Below are 12,845 nucleotides of genomic sequence, written 5' to 3'. Positions count from 1 at the left end.
GCAGCCCATGACGCCAGAGGCCCAGGGCGAAACGGAAGTCCTGGCCGGCCTGGTCGAGCGGGTCACCTTCCACAGTTCCGAGAGCGGCTTTTGTGTCCTGCGGGTCAAGGCACGCGGACACCGCGATCTGATCACGGTGGTCGGCCATGCCGCGATGATCTCGGCAGGTGAATGGATTACCGCCTCGGGTCTGTGGCTCAACGACCGCACCCATGGCCTGCAGTTCAAGGCGCAGTTCCTGAAGACCTCCTCGCCCTCCTCGATCGAGGGCATCGAGAAATACCTGGGCTCCGGCATGATCCGCGGGATCGGGCCTGTCTACGCGCGGCGTCTGGTGAAAGCCTTCGGCAAGGACGTCTTCGACATTATCGAGGCCGAGCCCGAACGCCTGCGCGAGGTGGGCGGCATCGGCCCGGTTCGCGCGGCCAAGATCACCGCCGGCTGGGCCGACCAGAAGGTCATCCGCGAGATCATGGTGTTCCTGCACCAGCATGGCGTAGGCACCGCACGCGCAGTGCGGATCTTCAAGACCTACGGCACGGACGCCGTGCAGGTGATGAGCGAGAACCCCTATCGCCTGGCCCGCGACATTCGCGGCATCGGCTTTCGCACTGCGGATCTCATCGCCGGCAAGCTCGGCATCGAGAAGACGGCCCCTATTCGCGTTCGTGCAGGCGTGTCTTTCGCCTTGAGCGAAGCCATGGGTGACGGCCACTGCGGACTGCCGCGGGCGGAGCTGACAGCCCTTGCCGAAAAGCTCCTCGAAGTGCCGCCCGCTTTGATCGTGAGCGCCATCAGCGAGGAGCTTGCCGAGGGCTCGGTCACCGCAGACCGGGTGGGCGAGGCGGACTGCATCTTCCTGACCGGGCTCTACCAGGCCGAGCGCGCCATCGCCGGGCACCTCGAACGGCTGCGAAGAGGCCCCCTGCCCTGGGCTGCCATCGATGCCGATCGCGCCCTGCCCTGGATCGAGACCAAGACCGGGCTCAGCCTGGCGCCGAGCCAGGCCGAGGCGATCCGCCTGGCGCTCAGATCCAAGGTCACGGTGATCACCGGCGGACCCGGTGTGGGCAAGACCACGATCGTGAACGCCATCCTGCGCATCCTCGCGGCCAAGGGTGTGAAGCTCCTGCTCGCGGCGCCCACGGGCCGCGCCGCCAAGCGCATGACCGAGACCACCGGGCTGGAGGCCAAGACCATCCACCGGCTGCTGGAGTTCGATCCCAAGGTCTTTGCCTTCAAGCGCAACGAGGAAAGCCCGCTCGACTGCGATCTGCTGGTGGTCGACGAAAGCTCCATGGTCGACGTGCCGCTCATGCAGTCGCTGATGAAGGCCCTGCCCCCTTCAGCCGCGCTCCTGCTGGTGGGCGACATCGACCAGCTGCCCTCTGTGGGGCCTGGTCAGGTGCTGGCGGACATCATCGGCTCGGGGGCGGTGCCGGTGGTGCGCCTGACGGAGGTGTTCCGCCAGGCCGCGCAAAGCAAGATCATCACCACCGCGCATGCGATCAATGCCGGACGCCTGCCCGACCTCGCACCTCCGGATGGGGAGGCGGATTTCTACTTCGTGCCGGCCCGCGATCCCGAGGAAGCCGTAGCGCGCATCGTGGAACTGGTCAGCCGGCGTATTCCCCGTCGCTTCGGCCTAGACCCGATCAAGGACATCCAGGTGCTCTGCCCGATGAACCGGGGCGGTGTCGGAGCCCGGTCGCTCAACATCGAGCTGCAAAAGGTGCTGAACCCCGCAGGCGAGAAAAAGGTCGAACGGTTCGGCTGGACCTTCGCGCCGGGCGACAAGGTCATGCAGATCGAGAACGACTACGACAAGGATGTCTACAACGGCGACATCGGCACCATCGAGAGAAAAAGGTCGAACGGTTCGGCTGGACCTTCGCGCCGGGCGACAAGGTCATGCAGATCGAGAACGACTACGACAAGGATGTCTACAACGGCGACATCGGCACCATCGAGGATGTCGACATTGACGAAGGCGAGGTGGCGGTCGAGTTCGACGGCCGCACCGTCACCTTCGCCTTTGGCGAACTCGACACCCTGGTGCCGGCCTATGCCGCCACCATCCACAAGAGCCAAGGCTCGGAATACCCGGCCGTGGTCATCCCGGTGATGACCCAGCATTTCACCATGCTGCAACGCAACCTCCTCTACACCGGCGTGACCCGCGGCCGGAAGCTGGTGGTGCTCGTGGGCCAGAAGAAGGCAGTCGCCATGGCCGTGAAGAACGTCTCGGGACGCCGCCGCTGGTCGAAGCTCGACGAATGGCTGGCTGCGGCGGGTCCCTTGTGACCGGCCGCAGCTATTGCATCCAGGACCTGGGCCGTCAGTCCCGGGCACAGCCCTGAGGGTCGATCAGCCACCCGGACGCGGCCTGGATTATGGCTGCCCCGTAGCCATGCTGGTCGATGAACTGCCGGTCCGCCTCGGCCTGACGCGCCCGGTGCAGATCGCGCGACGGCTGGCCAATGACGCCGCAGCACCATTCATCAGGTGCCTTGCCGCAGGTGGGACAGCCGACTGCCAAGGCCGGATGGTGATGCGCGGTGAAGTCGGGCATGGACGTGTCCTCCCTGTCTCATGGGGATGGCGTGCCACGGTCTGAAGCCGGTTGCTGAAATCCTGCGGCAAAGCCTCATGCCTCGACCTGAGGCCACAGTTGAAGACCAGCCCCGGTGGGTGTCGGGGCCACAGTCCATGCAAGGGCTATGGTCTGTTTCGGTTACCATAGGCAGGAGCCTGCCCACAAAACCATTGCAAATCTAATGAGTGAGAACGGCGGTGAGAAACTAGTCCACGGAAGCGGCGGCATGGAGCTGCTGCGGGCGGCGTAAAAGTCGTCCACCTTTTCCCTTTCTGCGGCAGCAGGGAGGGCGCGAGGATTTTCAGCGTCCTGATCCATTACTTGTCGGGCCAGACCGAGTTGCTGGGCCAAGCGCAAGAGGTGGCCGAGGCCTCGGTCCATGATCATGCTGATCATTCCGAGCACGACCATTCCGGGCAAACTCACCCGGAGGGGCAGCGCCACCAACATCACTGACGGAACGTCGGATGCCCTCGGGGACCTCGTCGACAGGAACACAGTTCCGCTTAACGGATCGAAGGAAACAAAAATGACCGATTGACTGCTGAACCCTCATATAAGGACGAGACCAGGGTGGGCCAGCAGGGAACCTTGACACGCGTGTGGGCGAGAAAGGGCACACGCCCGCGGGCGCCAAAAGACTGCCGCTACGCCTGGGCCTACATCTTCGGGGCGGTCTGCCCGGCCCGCAGGACCGGTGCGGCGCTCGTCATGCCCTACGCGAACACGGAGGCGATGAACGCCCACCTGGCCGAAATCAGCGGGCAGGTATCGCCCGGTGCACACGCGCTCCGCGTTCTCGATGGTGCCGGCTGGCACAGCTCCACAGTAAACATGATCCGAAAGGGCCAGTTCAGGCCCGAGCTGCGTCCGTTTCAGCAGTTCTGCCTATTGGTCGCCTAGCTCCAAAGACGTCGCCAACCGTATATGTCCTGTCCCGCCGTTTGCGACAGAGCCTTGCAGGTTCAGCCGGCTTGTGAGCCTTCAGGGAAGCATGCGCAACAAGATGCCGTCGCGATCCACGAAGTGATGTTTCAAGGCGGCCGCGACGTGAACCGACAGACACAGGACGAGGCAAAGTGCGCAGGCGCGGTGAACGACATAGGCAACGTCGGCAACCACCTGGTCGCCCGCGGACCACGGGTCGGGCAGGACGAGTGTGTTGAAAACCCGATTTTCGATGCCCAACAGCGTCTGGAGGGGTGAGGCTGATGCATAAACCCATCCCGAGATCGGCAGCGCGAAGAGCAACAGGTAGAGGGCCAGATGGCTGAGGCGCGCAGCCCGAACCTGCCAGGCGGGCATGTGCGGCGGCATTCGAGGCGAAACCTGGTGCGAGAGGCGCCAGGCGGCACGGATGAGAGCCACGCAGAAGATGACCGCCCCCCAACTCTTGTGCAGCTGATCGGCGTCGAAGCGCCTAACCAGATCCTCGACCGACAGGATGTAGGCCGCGATTCCGAGTTGCAGAAAGATCAACGCCGCCATCGTCCAGTGCAACAGTTGCGAAACCCAGCCCCAGCGTGCCTTTGTATCCCGCAGCGGCATGGCGGCCTCACTTCTCGATCATGTCCAGCCGGATCTCGACCCGCAAGACGTCGGGAACGTCGCCAGGCGCCCCCGTTGCCCCGAAATCCGTCCGGTCGATGGCGCCGTGGAGCAGGAACCCGGCTTGGAAGCGGTCCGGGTCGGCCTCTGACGGACCGTAGCGATAGACCTCTGCCTTGAAGAGGATGGGGCGCGTCACGTCGCGCAACGTGATCCGCCCATGGATGTCTGCCGTTGATCGCGATGTCAGAACCAGCCGATCCAGATCGAAGCGGATGATCGGGTATTGGTCGGCAGCGAGGAACTGCTCTGACAGCGCCATCCGGTCGGCGGGCGGCAGTCCGGTCTGTGCCGATCCCGCCCAGACATCGATCCGGGCCTTTGCCGCTTCGGGCCGCTTTTCGTCGAACTCAATGAGCCCTCCGTATTTCGGAAAGTCGATCCGGACGGTCAGGCCGCGCCATGGCACCAAAACTTCTATCTTCGTATCCGACAGGAGCGCCCACGAAGCCGCGAGTGCCGGCAACGGCGCCACCATCAAGAGGAGGAAGAGAAGAGCGCGCAGCATGAGCCAAGCATACCACCGCTTTCCCGAATATGCCGACATCATTTCGGAGAACTTGGAGATCCGCCCCCGACGTTCCTCTGGCGGGTGGAAGTTCCGACAACGCATTCTTCTCTGGAGCGCGCTTGCGACCTTCGTACCTCGCCGCGGAGTCAGGGGATGGAAAGTCCGGAAAAGGACCGGAGCAGACCTTGAGACCGTGGCGTAGTCGTCATCAAGCTGCACCACAAATGCAAGAGGCTGGGCTATGCCGCCTTCCTTTCAGCCTTGCCCACTGTATTGGGCTGTGTCCGTCGTCGAATGATTTGGAACAGGCGGCCTGATGTTGGTCTGGGGGGCCCTGGCTCTGTGGGTTGAAGTTATGCTGCCTGGCGCTGATGGTTCAAGCGCCGGTTCTGGATGGTCAGTTTCTTGATCTTCCCCCTTTTTGCCAGGATGGCCGGGCCGCGCCCGAAGTAGACGTCAGCGGACGACGTCATCACCCGGCTTGCCGCCCATCCCGAGAAATCATTTGCCTCGCAGATGGCCTGGTATGATCATCTGGTGAGGCTGCGCCTGGATGTCTTCGACCGCACCCTGGTGCGCGAGATCACCGAGGCGGCCCTCTGGGGCGCGGTGCGCCACCACGGCCTGATGGGCAACACGGTGGTCGTGTCCGACGATGCCGGACAGTTCCGCATCCCCAATCATGCGCTGTGCTGGGTGCAAGCCGAGCGGCTGCTGCAAAAGCTGATGCCGAAAACACCTGAACAGACGCGCAAGCTGGAAACGGTCCGGGACCAGATCTGGTGCCTCTACCGTGATCTGAAGCTTTGGAAGCAAAAGCCGTCCGCGAAGGAGGCGCCCGTCCTTGCCCAACGCTTCGATGAGAGCTTTGGGCAACGCACTTGGTTCACAAGGAGCTGGGTCAGGTTGAACCGGCCGGGTTTACCGGAGAGTAAAACACTCAAAGGATGAGCCCTATGTCAAAGCCGAGATTCACCCCCGCCTATCCGGCTGAACTTCGCGAACGCGGTGTTCGGCTGTTTCGAGAGAACCGCGCCAGCTATGCCAGCGATACGGCGGCGTGCAAGGCGATCGCGCCGAAGCTTGGCTGTTCGCCTGACAGTCTGCGTGTCTGGTGCCAGCAGGCCGAGCGTGACGCCGGTCACCGCACCGGGCCGACGAGCGCCGAGAAGGACAGGATCAGGGAGTTGGAGCGCGAGGTCCGCGAACTGCGCCAGGCCAATGAGATCCTGAAGAAGGCCAGCGCGTATTTCGCTGCGGCGGAGCTCGACCGCCCGTTCCGCAAATGATCGCGTTCATCGACGATCACCGTTGTGTCCATGGTGTCGGGCCGATCTGCCGGGTTCTGGGGATCGCACCATCGACGTATCATGCCTTCAAGGCCGTAGAGCGTAATCCCGATCTGGCGTCGGATCGGGCCAGGCAGGATCGCTTGGACATGGCCGCCATCAAGCAGGCCTTCGATGGCAGCCGAGGCAGATATGGCGCGCGCAAGGTCTGGCACCAGTTGCGCCGCGAAGGACGCGACATCGCCCGCTGCACGGTGGAGCGGCTGATGAAGGTGATGGGCTTACAAGGCGTTGTGCGCGGCAAGAAGGTGGTCACGACCAATCCCGATACCGCCCAACCCTGTCCCGATGACAAGGTGAACCGGTCCTTCGTTGCGGATATGCCGAACCAGCTCTGGGTGTCGGATTTCACCTATGTCTCAAGCTGGCAGGGCATGGTTTACGTGGCTTTCGTCATCGATGTCTTCGCTCGCAAGATTGTCGGCTGGCGTGTCTCGACCTCGATGACCACCGGTTTCGTGCTCGACGCCCTGAACCAGGCCATCTGCCAGCGCGCGCCGGGCGAGGCCGACAACCTGATCCATCATAGCGATCGCGGCAGCCAGGGCGATCTCAACCGGTCGTCGCGACACCCTTTTGAAGGAGGTTGCCATGGCAAGGGGCAAGCGAAGATCAGAGCGCTGCACGAGAGCGGCGCTGCATTCACCCGGGCGTCCTGGCGTTGCGCGTCGAGAAGAACGGTTGCAGTTTTTGGTTGCGGGGGCAGGATTTGAACCTGCGGCCTTCAGGTTATGAGCCTGACGAGCTACCGGGCTGCTCTACCCCGCGGCAGGGTTGTCGGTGTCGGTTTTTTCATCGTTTTTCAGGGAGATTTTATCGCGTCTTTCCAGGTCTGGCGGTGACCTACTCTCCCACGTCTTGAGACGCAGTACCATCGGCGCAGCGGCACTTAACGGCCGAGTTCGGGATGGGATCGGGTGTTTTGCTCGCGCTAGGGCCACCAGACCGGGAAAGAGGCGATCAGCGTTGTCCCGCGGCCCTTTTGGGGGATTGCGGGACGATGTTGTCCAAGGATGCGTTGGAAGATTTCAGTTCTGTGTGCCTGCGCACACGGAAGTCTGTCTTCTTCCGGATCAAATCAAGCCTATCGAGCCATTAGTACCGGTCAACTGAATGCATTGCTGCACGTACATCTCCGGCCTATCGACGTGGTGGTCTTCCACGGCTCTCAAGGGAGACCTTGTTTTGAGGGGGGCTTCACGCTTAGATGCCTTCAGCGTTTATCCTGTCCGTTCATAGCTACCCTGCACTGCCGTTGGCACGACAACAGGTCCACCAGTGGAACGTTCACCCCGGTCCTCTCGTACTAGGGGCAACTCCTCTCAAGTCTCCAACACCCACGGCAGATAGGGACCGAACTGTCTCACGACGTTCTAAACCCAGCTCACGTACCTCTTTAAATGGCGAACAGCCATACCCTTGGGACCTGCTCCAGCCCCAGGATGAGATGAGCCGACATCGAGGTGCCAAACGATGCCGTCGATATGGACTCTTGGGCATCATCAGCCTGTTATCCCCAGCGTACCTTTTATCCGTTGAGCGATGGCCCTTCCACTCGGGACCACCGGATCACTATGGCCGACTTTCGTCTCTGCTCGACTTGTCAGTCTTGCAGTCAGGCTGGCTTCTGCCATTGCACTCAACGAGCGATTTCCGACCGCTCTGAGCCAACCTTCGCGCGCCTCCGTTACTGTTTGGGAGGCGACCGCCCCAGTCAAACTACCCACCACGCAGGGTCCCGGACCCGGATAACGGGCCGCGGTTAGACATCAAGAGTGCGAAGGGCGGTATCTCAAGGATGACTCCACGAGGACTAGCGTCCCCGCTTCAAAGTCTACCGCCTATCCTGCACATCGCAATCCTGATGCCAGTGCGAAGTTGTAGTAAAGGTGCATGGGGTCTTTCCGTCTAACCGCGGGAAGTCTGCATCTTCACAGACAATTCAATTTCGCTGAGTCCACATTTGAGACAGCGGGGAAGTCGTTACGCCATTCGTGCAGGTCGGAACTTACCCGACAAGGAATTTCGCTACCTTAGGACCGTTATAGTTACGGCCGCCGTTTACCGGGGCTTCAATTCAATGCTTGCACATCTCCTTTTAACCTTCCGGCACCGGGCAGGCGTCAGACCCTATACGTCGCCTTGCGGCTTCGCAGAGCCCTGTGTTTTTAGTAAACAGTCGCCACCCCCTGGTTTGTGCCCCCGACCGATGCTTGCGCACCAATCGGGCCTCCTTCTCGCGAACTTACGGAGGTATTTTGCCGAGTTCCTTAAATGTGGTTCTCTCAAGCGCCTTGGTATTCTCTACCAGTCCACCTGTGTCGGTTTAGGGTACGGTCTTGTGGAGGGCTATTTCCAGGAACCCCTAAGCAGCCCGATCAATCCGTTAAGATCGAACTACCCTCGGGATCCGTCACCATCTCCTGGCCCAGGAATATTAACCTGGTTCCCATCGACTACGCCTTTCGGCCTCGCCTTAGGGGCCGGCTTACCCTGCTCAGATTAGCTTTAAGCAGGAACCCTTGGACTTTCGGCGACAGGGTCTCTCACCCTGTTTGTCGCTACTCATGTCAACATTCTCACTTCTGATCACTCCACCGGATGCCTCACGGCCCAGCTTCACAGTCAGAACATTGCCTCCGCTGCCCCCGAAGGGTCAGAAGAGGCAGCGTCCTATATCACAGAACGCTCCGCTACCACGTGCATAAATGCACATCCAAAGCTTCGGCTCGTGGCTTGAGCCCCGTTACATCTTCGCCGCAAGACCTCTTGATTAGACCAGTGAGCTGTTACGCTATCTTTAAAGGATGGCTGCTTCTAAGCCAACCTCCTGGTTGTTTTGGAAGTCTCACATGCTTTCCCACTTAGCCACGAATTGGGGGCCTTAGCTGTTGGTCAGGGTTGTTTCCCTCTCCACGACGGACGTTAGCACCCGCCGTGTGTCTCCCGGATAGTCCTCTCGGGTATTCGGAGTTTGCTTAGACTCAGTAAGGCTGTGGGCCCCCATCATCCATGCAGTGCTCTACCCCCCGAGGGATACGTCCGAGGCGCTACCTAAATAGCTTTCGCGGAGAACCAGCTATCTCCGAGTTTGATTGGCCTTTCACCCCTAGGCACAAGTCATCCCGACCTTTTTCAACAGGTGTGGGTTCGGACCTCCAGTTGGTGTTACCCAACCTTCATCCTGCTCATGCCTAGATCACTCGGTTTCGGGTCTGATCCATCTAACTCATGCGCCCATTTAAGACTCGCTTTCGCTGCGCCTACACCTAACGGCTTAAGCTTGCTAGATAGACCAAGTCGTTGACCCATTATACAAAAGGTACGCCGTCAGGGCTCAATAAAGGCCCCTCCGACTGCTTGTAGGCGTCCGGTTTCAGAAACTGTTTCACTCCCCTCGTCGGGGTGCTTTTCACCTTTCCCTCACGGTACTGGTTCGCTATCGGTCAGCAAGGAGTACTTAGCCTTCGAGGGTGGTCCCCCGATCTTCAGACAGGATTTCACGTGTCCCGCCCTACTTAATATGTCCCATCAGACTTCCCATACGGGGCTGTCACCCGCTCTGGCCAGACTTTCCAGTCTGTTCTGGTCATCCTCAAGGCTCGGCTGGTCCGCGTTCGCTCGCCACTACTAGCGGAGTATCGGTTGATTTCCTTTCCTCCGGGTACTTAGATGTTTCAGTTCCCCGGGTTCGCTTCTTAAACCCTATGTATTCAGGTAAAAGATACCTGGTTATGCCCACTGTTGATATCCGAAAGGATAACAACAGCAAACAGTCAGGTGGGTTTCCCCATTCGGAGATCCATGGATCAAAGCCTATTCCCGGCTCCCCATGGCTTATCGCAGGGTATCACGTCCTTCATCGCCTCTTGCTGCCAAGGCATCCACCAAACGCCCTTATCGCGCTTGATTTGATCCGGAAGAAGAAAGACTTTGTGGGTCCTCCAGGAAGCGGCCTTTTGTGTGCCCGCTCCCGTTCGCTTCCGCATCGCATGCATACTATTCCCGCCCCTTCCTGAAGAAGGGACTTTGGTTAGTGTACTTGACTTGGACAACGCCGCCGTTGCGATCGGGTCCGAAGACCCTCCGCCGCTGCATCCTCACGCGGATACAGCCGACAACGCTGATTATCTCTCTGAACGATGTTAAAAGGCTTCCCCGAAGGAAGCCGGCGTCCGACAGGACGAGACAGAACCAAAGGGTGCTGTCTGATCATGTCGACGGGAATTGGTGGAGCCTAACGGATTCGAACCGATGACATCCTGCTTGCAAAGCAGGCGCTCTACCAACTGAGCTAAGGCCCCATAAGCAGGGGGGTCGAGGCCCGCGACGCCCGAAGACCCGGGAACGCGCAAGCGAAAGACTCTCCGACAAGGCCCACCATGACCAAGGGGAATGGTGGGTCGAGGAGGACTTGAACCTCCGACCTCACGCTTATCAGGCGTGCGCTCTAACCACCTGAGCTACCGACCCATAACAAGGCCGGCCACTGCAAACAGGCGGGCCTGGCTTTCTGACACTGAAGGGATATGAGGACGGTCCGGCCGTCATCTTGTGGCATCCTGATCTGGATGCCTGCTAAGTTGATCCACGATCATGAACCCGAATGAACAGGCCATGATGCCAGGATCGTCCTTAGAAAGGAGGTGATCCAGCCGCAGGTTCCCCTACGGCTACCTTGTTACGACTTCACCCCAGTCGCTGAGCCTACCGTGGTCCGCTGCCTCCCCCGAAAGGGTTAGCGCACGGCCGTCGGGTAGACCCAACTCCCATGGCCGCGTCCGAAGCTCCATTGGATGTGGCTTGCCCATCAACTCCCCCATACCTGCCTCAGCAGAAGGGAAGCACATCATAGGCAAGCTGGGAATCCTGAATCTCGATGCCCGCGACACGCTCTATCAGCGCGACCATGCCGGGATCGAGGAACGGCGCGCCTTTCTGTATGACCCGGCCCGGCTGGCCCGCCGGTGGCTGTGGTTCACCACCCTGGCCCTGCCCGGCTGGCTGGCCCAGACCGATCCCGATTTCACTCTGGTCATCATGACCGGTCCCGACCTGCCCGACCCCTATCTGTCGCAGTTGCGGGATCTGGCGGCGGGCCATCCGCAACTGCGCCTGGAACTGGTCCCGCCCATGGACCGCCATCTGGATGCCTGCCGCGCAGCCATCGCGGCCCATGTCGATCCGGCGGCAGATGCGATCGGTTATTTCCGCCATGACGACGATGATGCCGTGGCGCTGGATTACGTCGCCCGCGCGCGGGCCGATTTTGCGCAAGTCCAGGGTTTGTGGCGTCTGGAAGGCCATTTGTCGCTGGATCATTCGCGCGGGCTGATGATGCAGGTGGGGGCGCAAGGCGCAGGCTTTGTTCCCCGCATCGCCCATAACATGGGGGTGGCCCTGACCATTTTCCTGCGCCCGGATCAGCCCAAGACCGCGCTTCATTTCAACCACACAAGGCTGCCCTTGTGGATGCCGGGGGTGGCCGTGACGCGGCCCTTGATGTTCATCCGCGGGATCCATGCCGACAGCGATTCCGGCGACATAGGCCCGGGCCTGCCCTGGGATATCGCGCCCGACGCCCTGGACCGCCAGTTGAGCTTGCGTTTTGGCCGGGACCGCGCAACCCTGGACAGGCTGGCCCGGCGCCTTTGCGCAGCGGATGGAACCGGCCCGTCATGTTGACAGCTTGGGCGATTCCCCCTATACGCCGCAAACCCGCCGGGAAACCGGCCGGGGGCCAGAACCTTTTGTGGTCACGATCCGGGCCTGTAACTGCCTCGATCCTCTGGAATTTTTCCCTCCACCCCTGAACCGGGGCCGGATGGGTTTGGCATTTCGCGATTCGCGCGACGTGCCGTCGAGAAGCGGCGCAGCAAACCTGCTGCGAGTATTGACAGAGCAAGACGGGGAACCGAATGCCGACGATCCAACAGCTGATCCGCAAGCCGCGGCAGCCGCGAGTGCAGCGATCCAAATCGATGCACCTGCAAGGCTGCCCTCAAAAACGCGGTGTCTGCACGCGCGTCTATACCACGACGCCGAAGAAACCGAACTCCGCCATGCGGAAGGTCGCCAAGGTGCGCCTGACCAACGGCTTCGAGGTCATTTCCTATATTCCGGGCGAAAAGCACAACCTCCAGGAACACAGCGTTGTGCTGATCCGTGGCGGCCGCGTGAAAGACCTTCCGGGTGTCCGTTACCACATCCTGCGTGGTGTGCTGGACACCCAGGGCGTCAAGGATCGTCGCCAGCGTCGTTCGAAATACGGCGCCAAGCGTCCGAAATAAGGAGAGGCATCCATGTCCCGTCGTCACGCCGCTGAAAAGCGCGAAGTCCTGCCCGACGCCAAATTCGGCGATCGCGTGCTGACCAAATTCATGAACAACCTGATGGTTGACGGCAAGAAATCGGTGGCCGAGCGCATCGTTTATTCGGCCCTGGACCGTGTCCAGACCCGTCTGAAGCGCGAGCCGATCGAGGTTTTCCACGAAGCCCTGGAAAATGTGAAGCCCTCGGTCGAGGTGCGCTCGCGCCGCGTCGGCGGTGCGACCTACCAGGTTCCCGTCGAAGTCCGTCCGATCCGCCGCGAGGCCCTGGCCATCCGCTGGCTGATCACCGCCGCCGCCAAGCGCAACGAACACACGATGGAAGAACGCCTTGCCGGCGAACTGGCCGATGCCGTGAACGGCCGCGGCACTGCCGTCAAGAAACGCGAAGACACGCACAAGATGGCCGACGCCAACAAGGCGTTCAGCCACTACCGCTGGTAAGGCGAAAG

The 12,845-nt window shown here is 61.0% G+C and carries 9 protein-coding genes, 3 tRNA genes, 2 rRNA genes, 3 pseudogenes and 2 other annotated features; of the genes and pseudogenes, 9 read left to right on the top strand and 8 right to left on the bottom strand.

From position 1 onward, the window contains the following. Positions 1–7: 7 nt before the first annotated feature. A pseudogene (gene recD2, locus Q5701_RS22245) lies at positions 8–1,807 on the top strand (SF1B family DNA helicase RecD2); the annotation flags it as partial. After that, a complete protein-coding gene (locus Q5701_RS22240; protein ID WP_306755471.1) occupies positions 1,774–2,304 on the top strand; it encodes an ATP-dependent DNA helicase in 531 nt (176 codons plus the stop codon). The pseudogene recD2 and the gene Q5701_RS22240, both read left to right, overlap by 34 nt. Positions 2,305–2,338: 34 nt before the next feature. Here Q5701_RS22240 and Q5701_RS22235 read toward each other — a convergent pair whose 3' ends face one another. Beyond that, positions 2,339–2,572, bottom strand: a complete 234-nt coding sequence (locus Q5701_RS22235; protein WP_306753087.1) for a zinc finger domain-containing protein — start codon at positions 2,570–2,572, stop codon at positions 2,339–2,341. A 403-nt stretch (positions 2,573–2,975) separates the two neighbouring features. Here Q5701_RS22235 and Q5701_RS22230 point away from each other — a divergent pair, with 403 nt between their 5' ends. Further along, a complete protein-coding gene (locus tag Q5701_RS22230; protein WP_306753086.1) occupies positions 2,976–3,137 on the top strand; it encodes a hypothetical protein in 162 nt (53 codons plus the stop codon). Positions 3,138–3,151: 14 nt separating this feature from the next. Then, positions 3,152–3,421 (top strand): annotated as a pseudogene (locus Q5701_RS22225) (transposase); the annotation flags it as partial. Positions 3,422–3,580: 159 nt separating this feature from the next. Here the strand turns inward: Q5701_RS22225 and Q5701_RS22220 are convergent. Together Q5701_RS22220 and Q5701_RS22215 are read right to left on the bottom strand one after the other, a co-directional pair. Next, positions 3,581–4,144, bottom strand: coding sequence for a cytochrome b (locus tag Q5701_RS22220; RefSeq protein ID WP_306753085.1), 564 nt, complete (start codon positions 4,142–4,144; stop codon positions 3,581–3,583). A 7-nt stretch (positions 4,145–4,151) separates the two neighbouring features. Then, entirely contained in the window at positions 4,152–4,712 is a 561-nt protein-coding gene (locus Q5701_RS22215) for a YceI family protein (protein WP_306753084.1), read from the bottom strand. Between the two features lie 519 nt (positions 4,713–5,231). Between Q5701_RS22215 and Q5701_RS22210 the strand changes: the two genes are divergently transcribed. Continuing rightward, the gene (locus Q5701_RS22210) at positions 5,232–5,666 is read left to right on the top strand and encodes a hypothetical protein (protein WP_306753083.1); all 435 of its coding nucleotides are present in this window, start codon (positions 5,232–5,234) and stop codon (positions 5,664–5,666) included. Between the two features lie 5 nt (positions 5,667–5,671). Then, positions 5,672–6,609 (top strand): annotated as a pseudogene (locus Q5701_RS22205) (IS3 family transposase); the annotation flags it as partial. Further along, positions 5,959–6,075 (top strand) — a sequence feature (AL1L pseudoknot). Its footprint overlaps the pseudogene before it by 117 nt. Positions 6,610–6,755: 146 nt before the next feature. On the opposite strand, the gene Q5701_RS22200 reads toward Q5701_RS22205, so the two are convergent. The 5 genes from Q5701_RS22200 to Q5701_RS22180 form a co-directional block, all read right to left on the bottom strand. Further along, a tRNA-Met gene (locus Q5701_RS22200) sits at positions 6,756–6,832 on the bottom strand. 62 nt (positions 6,833–6,894) lie between these two features. Next, positions 6,895–7,009, bottom strand: a 5S ribosomal RNA gene (gene rrf, locus Q5701_RS22195). A 129-nt stretch (positions 7,010–7,138) separates the two neighbouring features. Beyond that, positions 7,139–9,976 (bottom strand): 23S ribosomal RNA (locus tag Q5701_RS22190). A 316-nt stretch (positions 9,977–10,292) separates the two neighbouring features. Beyond that, positions 10,293–10,368, bottom strand: a tRNA-Ala gene (locus Q5701_RS22185). 92 nt (positions 10,369–10,460) lie between these two features. Then, positions 10,461–10,537 (bottom strand) — tRNA-Ile (locus Q5701_RS22180). A 166-nt stretch (positions 10,538–10,703) separates the two neighbouring features. After that, positions 10,704–10,939 (bottom strand) — a sequence feature (16S ribosomal RNA rRNA prediction is too short). Here Q5701_RS22180 and Q5701_RS22175 point away from each other — a divergent pair. The 3 genes from Q5701_RS22175 to rpsG all read left to right on the top strand — a co-directional run bounded on the left by Q5701_RS22175 (position 10,925) and on the right by rpsG (position 12,837). After that, on the top strand, positions 10,925–11,749 hold the full coding sequence (locus Q5701_RS22175; RefSeq protein WP_444875302.1) for a glycosyltransferase: 825 nt from the start codon (positions 10,925–10,927) through the stop codon (positions 11,747–11,749). (Overlaps the previous feature by 15 nt.) A 233-nt stretch (positions 11,750–11,982) precedes the next feature. Then, a complete protein-coding gene (gene rpsL / locus Q5701_RS22170; RefSeq protein WP_042252808.1) occupies positions 11,983–12,354 on the top strand; it encodes a 30S ribosomal protein S12 in 372 nt (123 codons plus the stop codon). Between the two features lie 12 nt (positions 12,355–12,366). Beyond that, positions 12,367–12,837, top strand: coding sequence for a 30S ribosomal protein S7 (gene rpsG, locus Q5701_RS22165; protein ID WP_130991679.1), 471 nt, complete (start codon positions 12,367–12,369; stop codon positions 12,835–12,837). The last annotated feature ends 8 nt before the right edge of the window (positions 12,838–12,845 follow it).

Source organism: Paracoccus actinidiae (assembly GCF_030863885.1).
Classification (GTDB): Bacteria; Pseudomonadota; Alphaproteobacteria; order Rhodobacterales; family Rhodobacteraceae; genus Paracoccus; species Paracoccus everestensis.
The sequence above is the reverse complement of the archived record's forward strand: the minus strand, read 5'-3'. Positions and strand labels throughout refer to the sequence as shown.